The organism is Zobellia russellii (assembly GCF_044597075.1).
GTDB classification, from domain to species: domain Bacteria; phylum Bacteroidota; class Bacteroidia; order Flavobacteriales; family Flavobacteriaceae; genus Zobellia; species Zobellia russellii.
In genome coordinates this window covers 1,868,335-1,889,809 of the sequence record NZ_CP139000.1, presented here as the reverse complement: position 1 = coordinate 1,889,809, position 21,475 = coordinate 1,868,335, and the positions used below count along the sequence as shown (strand labels likewise).

At 39.3% G+C, this 21,475-nt stretch carries 17 protein-coding genes and 1 pseudogene; 9 read left to right on the top strand and 9 right to left on the bottom strand.

The genetic code is table 11. From position 1 onward, the window contains the following. Positions 1-33 precede the first annotated feature (33 nt). The 7 genes and pseudogenes from SJY45_RS07485 (at position 34) to SJY45_RS07455 (ending at position 6,477) form a co-directional block, all read left to right on the top strand. Complete coding sequence (locus SJY45_RS07485) at positions 34-1,473, top strand: ATP-dependent RecD-like DNA helicase (protein WP_215441066.1); 1,440 nt, start codon at positions 34-36, stop codon at positions 1,471-1,473. A gap of 65 nt (positions 1,474-1,538) precedes the next feature. After that, positions 1,539-2,114, top strand: a complete 576-nt coding sequence (locus SJY45_RS07480; protein WP_400073867.1) for a DUF4126 domain-containing protein — start codon at positions 1,539-1,541, stop codon at positions 2,112-2,114. Positions 2,115-2,161: 47 nt separating this feature from the next. Continuing rightward, positions 2,162-2,875 (top strand): 3-deoxy-manno-octulosonate cytidylyltransferase, encoded by a 714-nt coding sequence (kdsB, locus tag SJY45_RS07475; protein ID WP_215912482.1) that lies wholly within the window; start codon positions 2,162-2,164, stop codon positions 2,873-2,875. Continuing rightward, a pseudogene (locus SJY45_RS07470) lies at positions 2,866-3,568 on the top strand (HAD family hydrolase). The gene kdsB and the pseudogene SJY45_RS07470 overlap by 10 nt, the downstream one beginning before the upstream one ends. Before the next feature lie 3 nt (positions 3,569-3,571). Beyond that, positions 3,572-4,699, top strand: a complete 1,128-nt coding sequence (locus SJY45_RS07465; protein ID WP_400073866.1) for an iron-containing alcohol dehydrogenase family protein — start codon at positions 3,572-3,574, stop codon at positions 4,697-4,699. A 77-nt stretch (positions 4,700-4,776) separates the two neighbouring features. Continuing rightward, on the top strand, positions 4,777-5,313 hold the full coding sequence (locus SJY45_RS07460) for a 1-acyl-sn-glycerol-3-phosphate acyltransferase (RefSeq protein WP_400073865.1): 537 nt from the start codon (positions 4,777-4,779) through the stop codon (positions 5,311-5,313). Between the two features lie 135 nt (positions 5,314-5,448). Beyond that, positions 5,449-6,477: a hypothetical protein gene (locus SJY45_RS07455; protein ID WP_400073864.1), complete on the top strand. Its 1,029-nt coding sequence runs from the start codon at positions 5,449-5,451 to the stop codon at positions 6,475-6,477. A 68-nt stretch (positions 6,478-6,545) separates the two neighbouring features. On the opposite strand, the gene SJY45_RS07450 is transcribed toward SJY45_RS07455, so the two are convergent. The 4 genes from SJY45_RS07450 to gcvT all read right to left on the bottom strand — a co-directional run bounded on the left by SJY45_RS07450 (position 6,546) and on the right by gcvT (position 9,697). Continuing rightward, positions 6,546-7,256: a YebC/PmpR family DNA-binding transcriptional regulator gene (locus tag SJY45_RS07450; RefSeq protein WP_215440843.1), complete on the bottom strand. Its 711-nt coding sequence runs from the start codon at positions 7,254-7,256 to the stop codon at positions 6,546-6,548. 128 nt (positions 7,257-7,384) lie between these two features. After that, a complete protein-coding gene (locus SJY45_RS07445; RefSeq protein WP_289040772.1) occupies positions 7,385-7,672 on the bottom strand; it encodes a 4a-hydroxytetrahydrobiopterin dehydratase in 288 nt (95 codons plus the stop codon). 81 nt (positions 7,673-7,753) lie between these two features. After that, positions 7,754-8,602: a sugar nucleotide-binding protein gene (locus SJY45_RS07440; protein WP_394370257.1), complete on the bottom strand. Its 849-nt coding sequence runs from the start codon at positions 8,600-8,602 to the stop codon at positions 7,754-7,756. Positions 8,603-8,611: 9 nt separating this feature from the next. Next, a complete protein-coding gene (gcvT, locus tag SJY45_RS07435) occupies positions 8,612-9,697 on the bottom strand; it encodes a glycine cleavage system aminomethyltransferase GcvT (RefSeq protein ID WP_400073863.1) in 1,086 nt (361 codons plus the stop codon). Positions 9,698-9,826: 129 nt separating this feature from the next. On the opposite strand from gcvT, the gene SJY45_RS07430 reads away from it, so the two are divergent. Then, positions 9,827-11,440, top strand: coding sequence for an aminopeptidase P family protein (locus tag SJY45_RS07430; protein ID WP_400073862.1), 1,614 nt, complete (start codon positions 9,827-9,829; stop codon positions 11,438-11,440). Between the two features lie 45 nt (positions 11,441-11,485). Here the strand turns inward: SJY45_RS07430 and thrC are convergent, their stop codons facing one another. Genes thrC through thrA form a run of 3 tightly spaced genes read right to left on the bottom strand, consistent with a single transcriptional unit; the run spans position 11,486 to position 16,151 of the window. After that, positions 11,486-12,781, bottom strand: a complete 1,296-nt coding sequence (gene thrC / locus SJY45_RS07425; RefSeq protein WP_400073861.1) for a threonine synthase — start codon at positions 12,779-12,781, stop codon at positions 11,486-11,488. Then, positions 12,781-13,704, bottom strand: coding sequence for a homoserine kinase (locus SJY45_RS07420; protein ID WP_400073860.1), 924 nt, complete (start codon positions 13,702-13,704; stop codon positions 12,781-12,783). The genes thrC and SJY45_RS07420 overlap by 1 nt, the downstream gene beginning before the upstream one ends. 2 nt (positions 13,705-13,706) lie before the next feature. Then, on the bottom strand, positions 13,707-16,151 hold the full coding sequence (thrA, locus tag SJY45_RS07415; protein ID WP_400073859.1) for a bifunctional aspartate kinase/homoserine dehydrogenase I: 2,445 nt from the start codon (positions 16,149-16,151) through the stop codon (positions 13,707-13,709). 379 nt (positions 16,152-16,530) lie between these two features. On the opposite strand from thrA, the gene SJY45_RS07410 reads away from it, so the two are divergent. Then, the gene (locus tag SJY45_RS07410) at positions 16,531-18,084 is read left to right on the top strand and encodes an NAD(P)H-hydrate dehydratase (RefSeq protein WP_400073858.1); all 1,554 of its coding nucleotides are present in this window, start codon (positions 16,531-16,533) and stop codon (positions 18,082-18,084) included. A gap of 75 nt (positions 18,085-18,159) precedes the next feature. Here SJY45_RS07410 and SJY45_RS07405 read toward each other — a convergent pair whose 3' ends face one another. Continuing rightward, positions 18,160-18,561: an STAS/SEC14 domain-containing protein gene (locus SJY45_RS07405; RefSeq protein WP_400073857.1), complete on the bottom strand. Its 402-nt coding sequence runs from the start codon at positions 18,559-18,561 to the stop codon at positions 18,160-18,162. Between the two features lie 202 nt (positions 18,562-18,763). After that, positions 18,764-21,310: an ATP-dependent Clp protease ATP-binding subunit gene (locus tag SJY45_RS07400; protein ID WP_289040759.1), complete on the bottom strand. Its 2,547-nt coding sequence runs from the start codon at positions 21,308-21,310 to the stop codon at positions 18,764-18,766. Positions 21,311-21,475: the final 165 nt, after the last annotated feature.

Here is a 21,475-nt window from a genome sequence, read left to right as displayed (position 1 = left end):
TTCGCCCAAAAATCCTGTTTATCTTTGATACCTATGACAATGTTGAACGATGCTTCATTTTACAAAATTTTAAAGGAAAAATTTCCGCACGAACCTACCCTTAAGCAAGCGATAGCGCTACAAAAACTAGCTACGTATATACTTTCTGACAGAAAGGATGATGTGTTCCTACTTAAAGGTTTTGCGGGAACGGGTAAAACTACCTTGGTGGGGACCTTGGTAAGTAGTTTGTGGAAGACCACTATGAAGGCAGTGTTAATGGCACCTACAGGAAGGGCGGCAAAAGTCATGTCCAACTATGCAAACACCCAGTCCTTTACAATTCACCGAAAAATTTATTTCCCTAAAAAGCAGGGCGGAGGCGGTATTCAATTTGTTTTGGCCCCCAATAAGCATAGGAATACCATTTTTATAGTAGATGAGGCTTCTATGATTCCGGATGCACCTACAGATTCCAAGCTTTTTGGTAACGGTTCGCTTTTAGATGATTTAATACAATTTGTTTATGGAGGACATAATTGCAAACTAATTTTAATTGGTGATACCGCTCAGTTGCCACCCGTGCACCTAAACCTAAGTCCGGCGTTAGACCCTGATAAACTGGCGTTAAATTACGATAAGGAAGTGGTTCGCCTAGAACTGGATGAGGTAGTGCGCCAAGCCGAAGATTCGGGTATTTTGGTTAATGCTACCCTGCTTAGGGAGCAATTACAGAGTAGTTTTGTAGATGAGTTTAAATTTCATTTAAGCAATTTTAGAGATATAGTTAGACTGGTTGATGGGTATGAGATTCAAGAGGCAATAGATTCAAGCTATTCTGAAAACGGAAAAGAAGAAACCGCATTTATCGTGAGGTCCAATAAGCGGGCCAACCTGTACAATGAGAACATTCGTAGTCGGATTTTGTTCCTGGAGAATGAGATATCTGTTGGGGATTATATGATGGTGGTCAAGAACAATTATTTTTGGTTATCGCCCAATACGGAGGCCGGTTTTATTGCAAATGGTGATATAATTGAGGTGTTAGAGCTGTTTGCAATAAAAGAACTCTATGGTTTTAGGTTTGCGGAAGTAAAGGTGCAAATGGTAGATTATCCTAATCAAAAACCTTTTGAAACAGTTCTACTGTTGGATACCATAAAAGCGGAAACACCATCGCTACCTTACGAAGATGGGAATAGGCTTTACCAAGAGGTAATGAAAGATTTTGTGAATGAATCTTCTAAATACAAGAAGTTTCTGGGCGTGAAGAATAATAAATATTTTAACGCGCTCCAGGTAAAATTTTCTTATGCCATTACTTGTCACAAGTCTCAAGGAGGCCAATGGAATACGGTTTTTGTAGAACAGCCTTATCTGCCAAATGGGGTGGACAAGGAATACCTTAGGTGGTTGTACACCGCGGTTACCAGGGCAAAAAAACAATTGTATCTTATAGGTTTTAAGGACGATTTTTTTGTTGGTGATGAATAGGCTAAATTGCACTCGTACAGGGTATTAATTTTAAGGTCGTACGGACCGGAAATAATAGTGTTAAGATGACATCGGAAACCATAATCAGTATTTTTTTAGGTGTAGGTTTAGCCGCTTCGGTAGGGTTTCGGGTATTCCTGCCTCTATTTGCACTTAGTTTGGCCTCGTATACCGGAGTTTGGGAATTAAACGAAAGTTGGCAGTGGATAGGAAGTTTTGCAGCCGTAATAGTATTTGGAGTCGCAACTTTGGTGGAAATTTTCGCCTACTTTATACCGTGGGTAGATAATGTTTTGGATAGTTTTGCGGTACCTTTGGCGGCCGTTGCAGGTACGGCCGTAATGGTCTCTACGGTGGCAGATCTAGATCCAGTGGTAACTTGGTCTTTGGCTATAATTGCAGGTGGCGGTACGGCTACGGCCATAAAAGGGGCCGGGGCAACCGGTAGGTTGGCCTCTACGGCTTCAACAGGCGGTTTGGCCAATCCTGTGGTTTCTACCGTAGAAACGGGCACGGCGGTCGTGGTAACCACGGCATCCATATTCGCTCCTGTACTTGCCGTAATTTTGGTCATAATTATTTTGGTAGTGATTTTTCGTATTTACAGAAAATTAAGACCCAAAAGAAATGACCGGACGTAACAATAGAATAAAAACTATAATTTGTATATAAAGTGAAAATAATAGCCATGATACCTGCCCGTTATGCGGCATCTAGATTTCCTGCAAAACTGATGCAGGACTTGTCGGGAAAGCCCGTTATACTGCGCACTTACGAAGCGGCAGTAGGAACCAAGTTGTTTGATGAGGTATACGTGGTAACGGATAGTGATGTCATTTTTAATGCTATAAGCAACGCCGGCGGAAAAGTCCTGATGAGCCAAAAAGAGCACGACTGTGGAAGTGATCGTATAGCGGAAGCGGTAACCAATATGGATGTTGATATCATTGTAAACGTTCAAGGAGACGAACCTTTTACGGATAGGGAAAGTTTGGCCGGGGTCTTGGAGGTGTTTAAAAATGATCCGGAGAAAGAGATAGATTTAGCCTCGTTAATGGTCAGGATTACGGACAAAGAGGAAATAAGCAACCCCAATACGGTAAAAGTAATTGTGGATAACCGTAATTTTGCACTGTATTTTTCCCGTTCGCCAATTCCTTATCCCCGAAATAAAGAGATTGAAAGTGTATACTACAAGCACAAAGGTATTTACGCCTTTAGGAAAAGGGCTTTAATGGATTTCCAGAGACTGCCTATGCTGCCTTTGGAAGCTATTGAAAAAATTGAAGCCATTCGATATTTAGAGTACGGAAAAAAAATTAAAATGGTAGAAACTACCGTCTCGGGAATAGAAATAGATACGCCCGAAGATTTGAAAAGAGCGCAAGCAGCATGGAAGTAGATTACAGTAATATAAAGGTAATTGGATTTGATGCCGATGATACCCTGTGGGTAAACGAAACCTACTTTAGGGATACCGAACAAAAGTTCGCCAAGCTTCTAGAGGGATACGAAACCATGAACACCATTGATCAGGAGCTCTTTAAAATGGAGATTAAAAACCTTGAATTGTATGGGTATGGTGTAAAGGGGTTTATGCTTTCTATGGTAGAATCCGCTTTGCAGCTTTCTAATAATCGGGTTTCTCAAGACACAATAGGTGAAATTTTAAATCTTGGGAAGGAGATGTTACGCCAACCTGTGGAATTATTAGACGGTGTAAGAGAAGTTTTACGTAAATTAAGCAATAATTATCGGTTAATAGTTCTGACCAAAGGCGATCTTTTAGACCAAGAGCGTAAATTGGAAAGGTCAGGACTTTCGGAATTCTTTCATCATGTGGAGGTTTTGAGTGATAAAAAAGAAGAAAACTATCTACATTTGTTGAACCATTTAGAGATTGATGTGAATGAATTTTTGATGATTGGAAATTCATTAAAATCAGAATGTGTTGCCGCTTATTGAAATTGGTGCTCAGGCGGTGCATGTGCCCTTTCATACTACATGGCAGCATGAAGAAGTTAAAATAGAGAATGGTGATTATAAATATCTGAAAATAAATAAATTATCGGATATAGTTGAGTATTTGAAATAGCTTATGGAGGTAAAGAAAGAAGTGCAGGTAAAACATAAAACTGTAGGTAAAAAGCCGGAATTCAAGAATTTTCCAATGGTACCTAGAGTTGTTTTCGGCAAAGGAAGTTTTAATCAATTGGGAGATGTTTTACTACCCAAAAGAAAACATTCCGAAGCTCCTTTTATTTTCTTGGTAGATGATGTTTTTGAGGGAACCGAGCTGGCTCAAAGAATCCCATTAATTTTCAACGATCAGATTATATTTATCTCTGCGGAAGAGGAGCCTAAGACAGTGCAAGTTGATGCTTTGGTTCACAAAATAAAGAAAGAATATAAAGACTTGCCAAGCGGTATAGTTGGTATTGGAGGAGGCACTTTGTTGGATTTGGCAAAAGCAGTGGCCATTTTATTGACTAATGAGGGCAGTTCATCAGAATATCAGGGGTGGGATTTAGTTCAGAAACCATCTATTTTTCACGTTGGTATTCCTACAATTAGTGGCACAGGTGCCGAGGTTTCTAGAACCACGGTTTTGCTTGGGCCTGAGAAAAAACTGGGAATCAACTCTGATCATACCACTTTTGGTCAAGTGCTGCTAGATCCGGATTTAACCCAAGGGGTTTCAAAAGAACAATGGTTTTACACTGGTATGGATTGCTACATCCATTGCATAGAATCGCTTACAGGTACGTATTTGAACGCCTTTAGCCAGAGTTACGGAGAAAAGGCTTTGGAATTGTGTAAAGAAGTTTATTTAGGTGATTTATCTGAAGAGGACTCACGAGATAAGCTGATGATGGCTTCTTGGCATGGGGGCATGAGCATCGCATATTCTCAAGTGGGCGTAGCGCATGCTCTGAGTTATGGCCTAGGATATTTGTTAGGTGTTAAACATGGTATTGGAAATTGTCTCGTTTTTCAGCATTTGGAAGAGTTCTATCCGGAAGGTGTGGCGCTTTTTAATAAAATGAAAGAAAAACATGGTATTGTTCTACCTACAGGTATTTGCTCTAATTTAAGCGAAAAAGAATTTGACACCATGATTTCTGTTGCAATGAACATGGTTCCCCTATGGGAAAATGCACTTGGAGAGAATTGGCGAGACACCATTACTCCTGAGAAATTGGAATCCATCTACAGAAAAATATAGTCTTATTAGATGTGTAACACAATCGTTTCCCTAGCTGGGAACGCTAATTTTTCTTTGTTGAAACTCTACGTATACTCATGCAAAAACTAGCTCAATTTATTTACTTCAAGGTAATGGGCTGGAAAATGGTAGGTCAATTTCCTGGTCATCTGAACAAGTTTGTAATTGCAGTGGTGCCACATACCAGTTATATGGATTTTTTTCTGGGCCTGCTCATCAGAAAAGTTTGGAACGAGCAAATCAATTTTGTGGGTAAAAAAAGCCTGTTTACATTTCCCTTTGGATATATCTTTAGACGGTTGGGAGGAGAACCCATAGATCGCAGTAAGAACAATGATATGGTTTCCGCTACGGTAAAGGTGTTCCAAAAACGGGAAAAGTTTAGGTTGACCATTGCACCCGAGGGTACGCGCAAGAAAGTAGAAAAATGGAAAACAGGGTTTTACTATATAGCCAAAGGTGCTCAAGTGCCTATTGTTTTGATAGCTTTTGATTTTGGAAAAAAACAGGTCAAAATTTCGGAGCCCATGCTTACTACCGATGATAAAGAAGCGGATTTTAAAGTTTACGAAAGCTTTTTTAAGGGGGTTGTAGGTAGGACACGTAGATCATAACTTTTTATAAACTATCCTTTTTAGGAGCCAACCAACTGTAAATCTTTTAGTTGCTTAGGTTCCCATATTTTTAACATTTTTTTTAAAACCATCTAGTTCGTCCTTCGTAGATATAGATAAATAAAACACGAATAGATGAACAAAAATGTAATACAACTCAGTTTAGCAATCGCTTTAGGTTCTTTCTTAATGGTCTCATGTGATAAAGATGATGACGATACGGTTGAAATGGACCAAAAAGACGAGCAAGTACAGTTATTTGCTTCCAACAATAGCAATGGGAATGTTACGGTTTATGATATGACAAAGGGAGAAGTCAAAACATTGACCACAACTTCTACCGCCGCAGAAGGTATTTATTATGATCATGATACAGATGAAATTATCCAGGCATCCAGGTCATCGGGCCAATTGAATGCATTTGCGAATATTTCTACTTTTTTGGTCGATGCAGCCCTTACGGCATCAGTTTCTAGTTCTGCGGATTTAGAAAGCCCAAGAGATATTGCTGTAAACGATGATTTTATTGTAGTTGCCGATAATGCGGATGTAGATGGAAATGCGGACACACCCGATGGAAGGTTGTTCATATACACCAGAAGTAATGGGGAAATTACGTTACAAAATATAGTAACTACAGATTTTGCACTTTGGGGAATTGAAATGGTAGAAGATGATTTATATGCCGTAGTAGATAAAACCAATGAATTGGCTGTTTTTACAGAATTTACAGCAACGAATACTACAAATGCTACAGTGAGTGCGTCAAAACGGATTGCAATAGAAGGAATTGTCCGTACCCATGGTTTGGCTTATGATAATGGAACAATGATTCTGACAGATGTGGGTGATGCCGCGTCCGATTCCGATGGGGCTTTTCATATCATCTCTGATTTTGATTCTAAATTTGGTGCGGTCGCAAACGGAGAGGTTATGGCAGTGGCCAATAACCAAATTAGAGTATCTGGTGCCAGCACCTTTTTAGGTAATCCAGTTTCCGCCGAATATGATGCAGATTCAAAAATGGTATTTATAGCAGAAGCTGCTAATGGAGGAGGCCGAGTTTTAGCTTTTTCAAATACAGATGCTGGTGGAGATATAGCTCCATCAGTTAATAACAGTTTGGCTTCGGCTTCATCACTTTACTTTTATTCTAACAAGTAAACAGATTGTAGAGCATAAAAAAAGCGACCTGAAAAGGTCGCTTTTTGTTTTATGGATGCTGGAATAAATTATTCTTGCATGGTGTGATATACGTTCTGTACATCATCATCTTCTTCAATTTTCTCCAAAAGCTTTTCTACATCTGCCGCTTGTTCCTCAGTAAGTTGTTTGGTTACTTGCGGAATACGCTCAAATCCAGAAGAAAGAATCTCTATTTCACGGTTTTCCAATTCTTTTTGAATAGCACCAAAGCTCTCAAAAGGAGCGTAGATAAGGATTCCATCTTCATCAACAAAAACTTCTTCGGCACCAAAATCAATAAGTTCTAATTCCAGTTCTTCCGGGTCAATTCCTTCTGCAGGAATTCTAAAGTTGCAGGTATGGTCAAACATAAATTCTACAGAACCTGAAGTTCCCAAGCTACCATCACATTTGTTAAAATAACTGCGAACATTTGCTACGGTTCTTGTGTTATTGTCCGTTGCCGTTTCTACCAAGATTGCAATTCCGTGAGGGGCGTAGCCTTCAAATAAAACAACTTTATAATCACCAAGACTTTTGTCACTTGCTCTTTTAATAGCACGTTCTACGTTGTCTTTAGGCATGTTTACAGACTTGGCATTCTGTATAACCGCCCTTAATTTTGCGTTGGAGTCTGGGTCTGGCCCACCTTCTTTGACCGCCATTACAATATCTTTGCCTATACGTGTAAAGGCTTTGGACATTGCGGACCATCGCTTCATTTTACGTGCTTTTCTAAATTCAAAAGCTCTTCCCATAATCTGTAACTAAATATTTGTTGAACGTAGCAAATTTAATAAAAATGGTAAGGGTTGCAAGTAACTGAGCGTCACCAATTCAATAAGGATGCATTTTGACTCAGGTTTACGTGAAATCTTCACATTTTTTATTCGCTTTCTATAATCTCTTCAATGCTGTGTGCCAGTTTAAAATCCTTTTCCGTTACGCCTTCTGCGTCATGTGTATTGAGTCTAATGTTCAAAGAATTGTAAACATTGCTCCAATCCGGATGGTGGCCCTGTGCTTCGCACTCAAATGCAATACGGGTCATGACCGAGAACGCATCCTTAAAATCCTTGAACTCAAATGAAGTTTCTATTGCGCCATCAACATATTCCCAACCGTTAAGTTTGGCAAGTTGGCTTTCAATTTCTTGTTCCGTTAATTTTTTCATAGTATTCTAGTTAATTTTTGTTCGTGTGAGTAGGGAGTTTGAAAGTAAGCAATTCAATGTAAAAAAGAGCATAATTTTAAATTAGCGCATTACATGATGGTCAATTATATCTTGATATCCGTACTGTAAATTTTTGGGCAATTTGTTATCCTTTGGCAATACGGCAAGATAACGCTCTTCATTGGTAGTAAACACCCTTTTGTAAATAGGGGTGAATTCTCCAATGCGTTCAACCACTTCCTTTATAAAATCTTCATGGTGAACAAGGTCGTTACTTCCCAAGTGAAAGATTCCGGTTTTATCCCTGTTTATGAGATAGTGTATTTGCTGCGTAAGCTTATCATCATTGGTTACGTTTAAAACCAAATTAGGGAAAACTTCTACGGGAGCGTTGTCCCAAATGTATTTTTTAATATCCTTTATCCTTGGAGAACTATTACCAAAAACCATGGGTACCCTAAGGATGCCCATTTTTTTTTGGGGCAGCCTAAGAAGCATGTTTTCAATTTTAATTTTTAACCGTCCGTATACACTTTCGGATAACGTCTTGTCATGTTCGTAGGAAGGGTATTTCCGGTACGCATCAAAAACATTGGCCGAAGACAGGAAATAGAGACGGCATTCATTCTCGTTTAAATATTCAACCAGATGTTGATGCGCCATGATTTGAGCGGCAAAATTACCCCGAACGGCAGAAATAATTATTTGAGGACGTATTTTGTTTAAGATTTCATGTACGTCATCCTCTTCCATATCATATTTGAAGAACTGTTGGTTGTCCTCAAACGAGCGCCTGGCCGAGTTGTACGTACCGTACGTATCAAAATAATTGCACAGTTCCTTGTATATAGCATTACCTAAAAAACCACTGGCACCCAAAATGAGAATCTTTTTACTTCCGTCGTCCATCTTTCCCCTTCTCTTACTCATATATGTTGTTTACCCCTTGTAAAAAGGTGGTTTTACAACAGTAGCCGATACTGCGTTTTTTCTAATTTGAATATGTATTTTGCTGCCTGCTTCTGTAAACACGGTAGGTACGTAACCAAGCCCTATGCCTTTGCTCAGTGAGGGTGACATGGTACCGGAGGTAACTACGCCAATTTTATTTCCTTGTCCGTCTACAATGTCATACCCTTGTCTTGGTATACCTCTTTCGTCTAGTTCAAAACCAATGAGTTTACGTTCAGGAGCGTGTGCTTTTATTTTTGCTAAAGCATCGCTGTTTACAAAATCTTTAGTGAATTTAGTAATCCACCCAAGACCTGCTTCAAAAGGAGAAGTACTATCGTCAATGTCGTTTCCGTAAAGACAATACCCCATTTCTAGGCGTAAAGTGTCACGAGCGGCAAGTCCTATAGGTTTAATGTCATGGGCGGCACCGGCCTCAAAAACTTTGTCCCAAACTTGCTGAACTTCACTGTTCTTACAGTAAATTTCAAATCCGCCAGAACCAGTATAACCTGTTGCAGAGATAATAACGTGTTCAATTCCTGCAAAATCGGCAACTACAAAATTATAGAATTTTATACTGGCCAAATCTACAGAAGTTAAAGACTGCATGGCTTCAACAGCTTTAGGTCCTTGGATGGCAAGAAGAGAAAACCCATCGGAAATATTACGCATTGTAGCACCTATTTCTTCATTGTATTTAGAAATATGAGCCCAATCTTTATCAATATTGGAAGCGTTAACTACCAAGAGGTAGGTTTCTTCTTTAATGCGATATACGATCAAGTCATCTACAATGCCACCTGTTTCGTTGGGCAGGCAGCTGTATTGTGCTTTTCCAATAGTGAGTTTTGAGGCATCGTTAGAAGTTACTTTTTGAATTAATTCAAGTGCTTTTGGGCCTTCAATAAGGAATTCACCCATATGGGAGACGTCAAAAACGCCTACACCGTTACGAACGGTCTCATGTTCTACATTTACGCCTTCGTAAGAAACGGGCATATTATACCCGGCAAAGGGCACCATTTTGGCTCCTAGTGCTTCATGGGTCTTGGTTAATGCAGTATTTTTCATTGTACTTCTATATTTAGGTTCACAAAGCTATTGAAATATTTAACTATAGTATAACCGCAGTTTGTTATGTTTTGCATAATCTTTGTAAATTACCCGAACACAAAAATTAATTTTCTAAAAACAAATAGGATGGTGAGACTACTTTATGTAATGGTGGCGTTATTGTTGGTTCCTTTGGCCAACATAGCACAAGAAGGGCCTGCAGATTTTCTTCCTGCGGATTTTCATAAAGGTAGGAGAGACGCCGTTCGCGCAATGATGCCGGCTAATAGTGTTGCCGTATTTTTTGCCAATGCCGTACGAAATAGGGCAAATGATGTGGATTATGTTTATCATCAGGACCCTAATTTTTATTATTTAACGGGATACAATGAGCCTAATGCCGTTCTGGTTCTTTTTTCGGAAGACCAACAAATTTCGGGGGCCAGTGATAATGAAATATTATATGTTCAAGAAAAGGACCCACGGGCCGAGCAATGGAACGGAAAACGTTTAGGGGTTGAAGGAGCGAAAGGTAGACTGGGTTTTAAAACTGCTTTTAACGGAAGTGCTTTTAAAGCGGCAGAAATTAATTTTAAGGATTTTGATAAAGTATTGTTCTTTGACTTTGAAAATGACTATCGCGATTCTAGGGACGAAGCAGATTTGTTCGATTTGATTCAGGCATTTAAGGAAAAGGCCAATTACCCTGCGGATTATGATAGTTCAAAAGATAGGTTCTACTCTATGATTACCTCTACGGATGTTGAGAACAGTGCTAATGTCGCTCAGATTTTAGGACGTTATTTGAGCAGGGACGAAAGCTTGAAAGAAGATGAACTCATAAATGGATTTGTAAATGCTGAGGATGATAAGTTACGGAGCGAAATAAAGGAAAAAGTGTCCTTAAAATTAGCGGCGAACAACTTAAACTCTTCCATGTTAAGTGAAGTAATGGCGAGCCTTCGTGAGACTAAGCTTCCAGAGGAGATGGTGCTTTTGAAAAAGGCTATTGAGATTTCTGCGGTGGGTCAAGTTGAGGTAATGAAAGCCATGCATCCCAACATGTCTGAAACGGAGATTCAGGGGGTGCACGAGTATGTTTATAAGAAATATGGAGCCGAGTATGAAGGCTATCCTTCCATTGTAGGAGGGGGTAACAACGGTTGTATTTTGCATTATATTGAAAACAATAAACCTAAGGTAGGTGATGATTTGGTATTGATGGATTTGGGAGCGGAATATCACGGGTATACTGCAGATGTTACTAGGACTATACCTGCAAATGGAAAGTTTACAAAAGAACAAAAAGAAGTTTACGATATTGTTTATGACGCGCAGGAGGCCGGTATTAAGGCTAGTGTAGTGGGGGCTCCGTTTCAGGCACCGGGTCAGGCGGCCAGTAAAGTGGTCACAGAGGGATTGATGAAACTGGGCATTATTACAAAAGAGGAAGACGCCCGTATTTACTTTCCTCACGGCACTTCTCACTATTTGGGTTTAGATGTGCATGATGCCGGCACTTATAGGCCCTTTCAAGAAAACACGATTATTACCGTGGAGCCCGGTATTTATATTCCGGAAGGTAGTGCTTGTGATGAGAAATGGTGGGGTATTGCGGTACGAATTGAAGATGATATCCTAATTACAAAAGATGGCCCGGTTAATCTATCGGCTATGGCTCCTAGAAAAGCTGAAGAAATAGAGAAAGTAATGAAACAGCCAAGTCCGCTGGACAAATTTGAACTTCCTACTTTAAACTAATAACAAAAAGCCCCTAAAGAATTTTCTTTAGGGGCTTTTTGTTTGCTATCTATTCAGTAGATATTGCTTTAGCTCGTCGTATTCCTTAATTGAAATAGCCTTCTTTTCTTTGTCCATTACCTTTTGGATTTGCTCTGGGATTTCAACGGACTTTCCAATGGTGTCTTCTACTACATCCAAGAATTTAACCGGATGTGCGGTTTCTAAGAAGATACCGTAGGTATTTGGGTGTGATTCCTGATATTTTTTCAATCCTAAATAACCAACGGCACCGTGTGGGTCTGCAATATATCCGCTCTCACCGTATATCTTCTTCATGGTCTCCCTTGTTTCTGTATCTGTAAAAGAATAGGAGCTGAGGTTCTCTTTTAGCGTATCAAAATTGTCTTGATACAAATGTCTAATACGGATAAAATTACTCGGGTCACCCACATCCATAGCATTTGAGATAGTAGCTGTAGACGGTTTAGGTTTGTATTCTTCCGTTTGCATAAACTGGGGAACGGTATCGTTAACATTCGTTGAGGCAATGAAGTGCTTTACGGGCATACCCAAACGTTGGGCTACCATTCCGGCGCATACATTTCCAAAATTTCCGCTAGGTATGGAAAATACAATTTCTTTTCCCTGGGATTTTGCCTGTTTGTAGGCAAATAGAAAATAGAACAATTGGGGTAACCACCGCGCTACATTAATCGAATTGGCGGAGGTCAATTGCATTTTTTCTAGAAGAGCTTCGTCTAGAAATGCGGTTTTTACCATTTTTTGACAATCGTCAAAAGTACCGTCAACTTTAAGGGCTGTTATATTTTCACCTAAAGTGGTCAACTGGCGCTCTTGAATATCGCTCACTTTTCCGTCCGGATATAAAATTACCACACGAACACCTTCTACGCCTAAAAAACCATTGGCTACGGCACCGCCAGTATCGCCGGAAGTCGCTACCAAAACGGTCACATCCTGTTTTTCGCCTTCGGAAAAATAACCGAGACAGTTGGCCATAAAACGGGCGCCTACATCTTTGAACGCCATTGTGGGACCGTGAAAAAGCTCTAACGTAGCTACGTTTTCTTCAATTTCTACCACTGGAAAGTCAAAATCTAGCACCTTGGCTATAATTTCTCTAAGTCTATCATTAGGGATTTCCTTGGATACAAATTGATGAATAGCGTTAAAAGCAATTTCGTGATCTGTAAGGTCTTCAATATGCTCAAAAAATCGCTTTGGAAGCGGTTCTATACGTTCTGGAAAATAAAGGCCTTTGTCAGGAGCAATTCCTTTAATTACGGCATCTTTAAATGAAACGTCGGGTGCTTTTTTATTTAGACTGTAAAAATTCATTACTGTATGGTCTTAATTCCTTCACTATTAATTTTAGATACATGAACGTCATAGTCAATACCAATGTTCTTGTAAACTTCTTTGATTGCTTCACCTACCTTGTGAGCGGTGTCTATGCCTTTGCTGAATGCAAAAATTGAGGGCCCTGACCCTGAGATGCCACAACCTAAAGCACCTGCTTTTAAAGCTTCGGTTTTAACCTGGTCAAAACCAGGTATAAGAATGGAGCGTATAGGTTCTACGATATGGTCTTCCAAAGAACGGCCAATAAGGTCGTAATTTTCGGTATATAGACCGGCTATAAGACCACCTACATTACCCCATTGTTTGATGCCATCGGCCAATGTAATATTGGTCTTAAGAATCTTTCTGGAATCAGATGTCTTAACTTCTATCTGTGGATGTATTACAGTAGCGTACAATTCGGGTGGCGTATGAATGGGGACAATATCCAATGGAGCATAACTGCGTACTAAAGTAAACCCGCCAAATAGGGCAGGGGCTACATTGTCCGCATGGGCTACACCGCTTGCCAACCTTTCGCCTTCCATAGCAAATGTAACCAGTTCAGCTGTCGTGAACGGTCTGTTCAAAAGCTCGTTCATGGCCCAGACGGCACCGGTAGAACTTGCTGCGCTGCTGCCAATGCCGCTACCGGCTTTAATTTTTTTATAGATTTCTACTTCGAACCCACCTGCGTAATCACTTTTTTCCAAAAGCGCCAAACCTGCTACACCGGCAACATTTTGCTCGGTTTCCATAGGTAAATCCTGACCTTCCAGTTTGGTGATGCGAATGCCTTTTTCTTGGGTTTTCCTAACTACCATAATGTCGCCTACATTATCAAGGGCAACGCCTAATACGTCAAATCCACATGAGATGTTGGCAATTGTGGCCGGGCAAAATACTTTGATTTCCTCCATAATTAGAAATTTCCAATTCTGATGATATCGGCAAAAATACCGGAAGCGGTAACATCGGCACCTGCACCTGCCCCCTTAATAATCATAGGCTGATTTGGGTAGCGTTCCGTATAAAATAAAACGATATTGTCACTTCCTTCCAAGTTATAGAAGTCATGTCCTTTTGGTATGGCTTGTAAACCTACGCTTGCCTTACCATCTTCAAATTGTGCAACGTATTTTAGTTTGCTATTAGCGTCGTTAGCTTCTTTGTACATGGCCTGGAAATCTTCTTCATGCTTTATCAGGGTAGCAAAAAAGTCTTCGTTATTATCGGTATCCAAACTTTCTTGTGGTAAGAAAGATTTGTTTTCGATATCGGTTATCTCTAGCTGATTTCCACTTTCCCGCGCTAAAATCAATATTTTTCGCATTACGTCCACACCGCTCAAATCAATCTTTGGGTCAGGCTCGGTATACCCTTCTTGCTGGGCTTGTTTTACGATATCGTGAAAAGTAGTCTTGTCATTAAAATTATTAAAGACAAAATTTAAGCTTCCAGAAAGTACCGCTTGAATTTTAAGGATTTTATCACCTGAAGCAATCAAATGCTTCAAGGTGTCAATGATTGGCAGACCTGCGCCTACGTTTGTTTCAAACAAAAATGGAGCATTGTAAGTTCTAGCCAATGATTTTAGTTCTTGGTAATTTTCAAAAGCTGACGAGCAAGCAATTTTGTTGCAAGTAACAACAGAAATGCTGTTACCCAAATAGGTGTTATATGTTTTTGAAACCTCTTCACTGGCCGTATTATCTACAAAAATGCTATTACGGTAATTAAGTTCGTTCACTTTTTGCATGAACTTAACTTTATCCGCTTTTTCACCAGCAGCTAATTCTGATTCCCAGTTTTTAAGGGGAATTCCAGTTTCATTGAAAACCATGGTACGGGAATTGGACATACCTATTACACGTATGTTCAATTTTAGGTTTTCCTTCAAAAATTTCTTTTGTTGATGCACTTGGTTCAAAAATTTGGAGCCAACGTTACCAACACCCATTACAAACAGGTTTAATTGTTTTATATTCTCTTCAAAGAACTCTTCATGAAGTGCATTCAGGGCCTTTTTAACATCCTCTTTTTTGATGACCGCAGATATATTTCGCTCTGAAGCCCCTTGCGCAATAACCCTTAGATTAACATTGTTCTTACCTAATGTGCTAAACATTTTACCACTTAAACCTTGGTGGCTTTTCATGTTGTCACCAACTAGTGCTATGATGGCCAAGTCCTTTTCCGCAATGACAGGTTTAATTTTGCCTCTCTCAATTTCATATTCAAAAGCAGTGTTTACCACTTCTGTCGCCTTATCGATATCATCCGCGGAAATACCAACACAAATTGAATGTTCGGACGAAGCTTGAGTAATTAAAACAACACTTATCTCTGATTGGGAAAGCACCTCAAAAAAACGTTTTGAAGTTCCTGGTATCCCTACCATTCCTGGGCCTTCCAAAGATAAAAGGGCAATATTCTCAACGTGACTGATACCACGTACGGTCTTACCTTGTTTATTCTTGTTCTTGGTAATAAGGGTACCTGCGTTTTCAGGTTCAAAAGTGTTTTTGATTACGATAGAAATGCCCTTGGCCAATACAGGTTGAATAGTTGGGGGATATAAAACTTTAGCGCCAAAGTGCGATAGCTCCATGGCTTCTTCGTATGATATGTGCGGGATGGCCTTGGCTTGTTTCACCAGTTTTGGATTAGCAGTATACATGCCGCTAACGTCCGTCCAAATTTCAAGGAATTCCGCATTCACTGCTGCAGCTACAATAGCGGCGGTATAATCCGATCCTCCACGTCCTAAAGTAGTGGAGTTTCCGTTTTCTGAGGAAGCAATAAAACCTCCCATGACAATGATTTGATGCTCGTCTGCATTAAAGAACTGCTCACAATTAGCATTGGTCAGGTCAAAATTTACTGCAGCCTTACCATTAATATTATTCGTCTTTATGAGTTCCCTACTATCTACATAACCAGCATTTAACTTTTCCTGTGAAAAGTATTCGCTAATGATATAAGATGATAAAAGTTCACCATAGCTAACAATTTTATCCGAAAGTCTTGGAGTGGTCTCACCAATTAAGGAGGCGCCTTCCAGTAAGGTCTCCAGAGTGTTCAATTCGCTCTTCACCTTACTTAGTACCTTACTTTGTGCACTTACGTGAATGAGAGCTTTTACCGTATCTAAGTGCCTATCTTCTATTTCTTTCAAAATAGATTTGTACCCTTGGCTCTGCGATGAGGCTAAGTGTGCTGCATTCAATAATAGGTCTGTAACACCGCCAAAGGCCGAAACTACCACAATGGTTTTTTTGGCTTCTGTGTTAGCAACAATATTTTTTACTAATGATATGTTAGAGGCGTTGGCAACAGAAGTGCCGCCGAATTTTAAAACTTTCATGTTAGATGAAATTTACTCTTAAAAAATAGATTGGATGCGAAATAACGCGAAAACGAACTGATATGTTTTTGTCTACCCCAAAGGGGTGGTGGTGCCAAATGTGTTGATTGAACCATTGGTCGTGAAGAAAAATTCAGTTGATATGTTTGCGATATGCTGGTACATTGTAAAAATGAAAGCATCAAAAGTAGTACTTTTGGATTCTTAATCAAATTTTTGTTGTTAGTTATTGAGCGATAATGTTAATTACTTACATTATTCAGATTTTTGTGAGATTTTCGCAAAAAATTAATGGCTAAAGTCTAATATTTCGGCAAAACGGCTAACTATATAGAACTAGTTACATACCTAAGAACCAGATAATTCTACAATTTTATACATGAAAATCTTCTCGTCAAAGCAAATTTATGAAGCTGATAAGGCTACAATTAAAAAGAACAATATTTCTAGTGACCAATTAATGGAAGGGGTTGCCGTTCAACTTTTTAATTGGTTGCACCTTAGAATTCAAGGGGCGCCGGTTAAAATTCACTTGTTCTGCGGAATAGGTAATAATGGGGGAGACGGTATTGCGTTGGCGCGGCATTTACAAGAACATGGTTATAATATTGGAGTCTATGTTGTAAACTATAGCAAGAAGCGGTCAGATGATTTTTTGGTGAATTTAGACCGATTAAAAGACCGAAAAATATGGCCGGAATTTTTGGATGATAGCTCAGTGCTTCCGGAAATTGGTAGTGATGATATTATTGTTGATGCTATTTTTGGCATTGGACTTAACCGAGCTCCCGATTCTTGGGTGGTGAATTTGTTTGAACATATTGAAAAATCTAAAGCCTTTGTGCTTTCTGTGGATATTCCTTCCGGTTTATTTACAGATAGAGTACCAGAGGACGAAAAAGCAGTTGTAAAAGCGAACCATACCTTGAGCTTTCAAGTGCCCAAATTGGTTTTTTTCTTGCCCGAAACTGGCATTTTTACGGAACAATGGGAAGTTTTAGATATTGGTCTTGACCCCGAATTTCTGGTGAATACGGAAACGGAATATGAGCTGATAGGAAAAAATGAAATGCTTCCTATTTACATTCCCAGAGAGAAGTTTTCGCACAAGGGCACCCACGGGCATGGATTGATTGTGGGTGGTAGCTATGGAAAAATAGGAGCGGTTCACTTGGCTTCAAAGGCCTGTTTACATGTGGGGAGCGGTTTGGTTACGGCTTTTGTGCCCAAATGCGGATATATTCCGTTGCAAACCAATTTTCCAGAGGCCATGGTTTTAACCGACAATGATGAAAATCATATCTCAAAACTTGAATTTGATATTGACCCCACGGTAGTAGGTATTGGTGTTGGATTAGGAAAGGATGCGAGTACTGTAAAAGCATTGGATGAGTTTCTGGGCGACAATAAAAAACCTCTGGTTATAGATGCTGATGCGCTTAATATTCTTTCAGAAAACAAGGCATTGCTGGGTAAAATTCCTGCTCAGACCGTGTTAACACCGCACCCAAAGGAGTTGGAGCGATTAATTGGAAGCTGGAAAGATGATTTTGACAAGCTGAAAAAAGCCAAAGAATTTTCAAAGAAATATGATTGTGTATTGGTGATTAAGGGTTCTCATACGATTACTATTTATGATGATAAGGGATATGTAAACACAACGGGTAATCCGGGAATGGGAACAGGTGGTACAGGAGATGTTTTAACAGGGGTGATAACGGGTTTGATAGCTCAGGGTTACAACCCACTTAACGCGGCCGTATTTGGGGTTTATTTACACGGAAGAGCGGGAGATATTGCTGTGGAAAAAACCGGATATCAGGCACTTACGGCATCTCATGTTGTTGACGCAATTGGTTTGGCCTTTATAGATTTGTTTGCACAACCGGAAAATAGGCCTGAGCAGAGCGGTGGTGAGGCGTCAGCAGAATAATAGACTGACTTAAAGACATAAAAAAAGCCTCAAGATTCTAGAATCTTGAGGCTTTTTTTATGGAATAAAACAATATTATCTGGTCTTAACCCGTCTTTTTACCCAAGCTACCGCATTATCAAACTCAATAAAAAATTTCATTGGTTTTTTGTAGAAGAGTTTTTCAATTTTAAAGTTGTGCATATCTATTTCCTTTACGGAAACAATAGCCATTGCCTTAAGGTTGTCTAACTGTCTCAAATAGGTGTATATGGTAGGGTCTACAGCATAAGAATTTTTTCTTAGACTTATGTAACCAAAGTTTTTGTCCCTAAAATGTATTTCTGAAATTCCTATTATTTGGTATACTCTTTCCAATGTAAGTGTTGCTCCTTCATCGAACAGCGAAACCATATAGTTTTCGTAAACCTGTATTTTTCCAACATCTAATTGATACTCCCTGACTATAACAGTCTTTTTTGGTCGTCTCACTTTCATTTTAAATATATTATAATGTCCTGTGACGAATGTAGATGTATCGTAATCTTTTGCGAAAAATAATAGACTAAAAGCGTAAATATCGTTTATAGTGCTATTGCTGGAAAATAAATGTGTTGTGTTTCTTACTTCAAAATTTTATCATAAGAAAAAAGGGAGTCAAATTAATTGACTCCCTTTGCTCACATTTCCTACGTTAAGTTTATGTATTAGAAGATTTTTCTGCTTTTTTAATCTCTATGGTAAGCTCTTCCTTCTTCTCGTCCAAATCCATCAAAATAGTATCTCCTTCATCAAGTTTAGAGTTCACTATTTCTTCGGCTAGAGCATCTTCAATATACTTCTGGATGGCTCTTTTTAAAGGTCTAGCTCCATATTGCTTATCAAAACCTTTATCCGCGATATAATCTTTGGCTTTATCGGTAAGATTTAAATCATATCCAATATCCTTAATTCTTGCGAATAGTTTGCGAAGCTCAATATCTATGATTTTGTGAATGTCTGCTCTTTCCAAAGCATTAAAGACAATAACATCATCAATTCTGTTTAAGAATTCAGGAGCAAACGCTTTTTTAAGCGCACCTTCAATAACACTCTTTTGGTGACTCTCTTCTTGTGACTTCATGGCAGATGTTCCAAAACCGATGCCTTGACCGAAATCTTTCAATTTACGGGCTCCAATATTGGAGGTCATGATGATTATAGAGTTTCTGAAATCTATTTTTCGTCCTAAACTATCCGTAAGGAATCCATCATCTAAAACTTGCAAGAGCATGTTAAATACATCTGGATGCGCTTTTTCAACTTCATCTAACAAGATAACAGAATAAGGTTTGCGTCGTACTTTCTCCGTCAGCTGGCCACCTTCTTCATAACCCACATATCCCGGAGGTGCACCTACTAATCTAGATATGGCGAATTTTTCCATGTACTCGCTCATGTCAATACGGATTAAAGCGTCTTCCGAATCAAAAAGTTCTTTAGCCAATACTTTGGCCAATTGCGTTTTACCTACCCCGGTCTGACCTAAGAAAATGAACGAACCAATAGGCTTGTTAGGGTCTTTTAGTCCGGCACGGTTTCTTTGTATGGCTTTGGCAACCTTTGCAACCGCATCATCTTGACCAATTACATTGGATTTTATGAGGTTGGGCAATTCAGCTAATTTATTACTTTCCGTTTGCGCTATTCTGTTTACGGGTATACCGCTCATCATAGAAACAACATCCGCTACATTGTCCTCGTTAACCGTTTCTTTATGGAGCTTACTGTCTTCTTCCCATTTTTCTTGAGCAGTGGCCAAGTCCTTCTCAAGGCGCTTCTCGTCATCACGCAACTTAGCGGCTTCCTCGTATTTTTGTTTCTTTACAACACTATTTTTCAATACGCGAACGTCTTCTAGCTGTTTTTCCAATTCTAGAATCTGCTTAGGAACATCCATATTCACAATATGAACACGCGAACCGGCCTCATCTAGGGCATCAATGGCTTTGTCCGGTAAAAAACGATCCGTCATATAACGGTTTGTTAATTTTACACAGGCAACAATAGCCTCGTCCGTATAGTTTACATTGTGGTGATCTTCGTATTTACCTTTTATATTATGAAGAATTTCAATAGTCTCTTCAACAGTAGTAGGTTCTACGATTACTTTTTGGAAACGTCTTTCTAGAGCACCATCTTTTTCTATGTATTGACGGTATTCGTCTAGCGTAGTAGCACCAATACATTGAATTTCGCCTCTTGCCAAAGCAGGTTTGAACATGTTGGAAGCATCCAAACTACCCGTAGCGCCACCAGCGCCAACAATGGTGTGGATTTCATCAATAAAAAGAATAACGTCATCATTCTTTTCAAGTTCGTTCATAACGGCTTTCATGCGTTCCTCAAACTGCCCACGGTATTTTGTGCCGGCAACTAAAGAGGCCAAGTCAAGCGTTACTACTCTTTTGTTGTAAAGAATACGTGAAACTTTCTTGTTTATGATGCGCAAAGCCAGACCTTCGGCAATGGCACTTTTACCAACACCGGGCTCACCTATTAATAAAGGGTTGTTTTTCTTTCTTCTGCTTAGAATTTGCGAAACTCTTTCAATTTCTTTTTCTCGTCCAACTACAGGGTCCAGTCTGTTTTCCTCTGCCATAAGGGTAAGGTCACGACCAAAGTTGTCCAATACAGGAGTTTTAGACTTTTTATTGCCTTTTTGTCCGGCTGTAGTGCCAAAACTTCCTTCTTTTCCTTCACTGTCATCATTATCACTAGGAAATGATTCGGAAGTTGGAGAGTCTACAATATCATCATCGCTTGTAATCATAAATTTAAACTGTTCCTTAACGCCATCGTAATCTACTTTTAGTTTGTGAAGTAGCTTCGTGGTAGGGTCATTTTCGTTTCTCAAAATACATAATAGTAAATGTGCAGTATTGATCGATGAACTTTGGAATAGCTTAGCCTCTAAAAACGTAGTTTTAAGGGCGCGCTCTGCCTGTCTCGTCAAATGCAGGTTCTTTTTATCTTTTTGTAAAGTGTTCGGGTTTGGGTTGGAAGGGCTAAGAATTTCTACCTTACGCCTAAGATGATCTAAATCGACCTCCATAGCGTCAAGAATACTAATTGCTTTGCCGTTGCCATCTCGTAAAAGCCCCAACATTAGATGCTCGGTACCAATGAAATCATGGCCTAACCGCAGCGCCTCTTCTTTACTATAAGCAATTACGTCTTTTACTCTCGGTGAAAAATTATCATCCATAAATTTATCCTTTCATCTATAAAATTAGTAAAACTATACCAATCTAACGCAAATAGTGTACCTAATATTAGAGAAAGTAGCTTGAAATATTGAAAAAGGAATGCCCCTAAAAGGTGCTTAGGGTAAGAAGGGTGGCTTTTTGGTATTGAAAAAGTGTTGATAAAT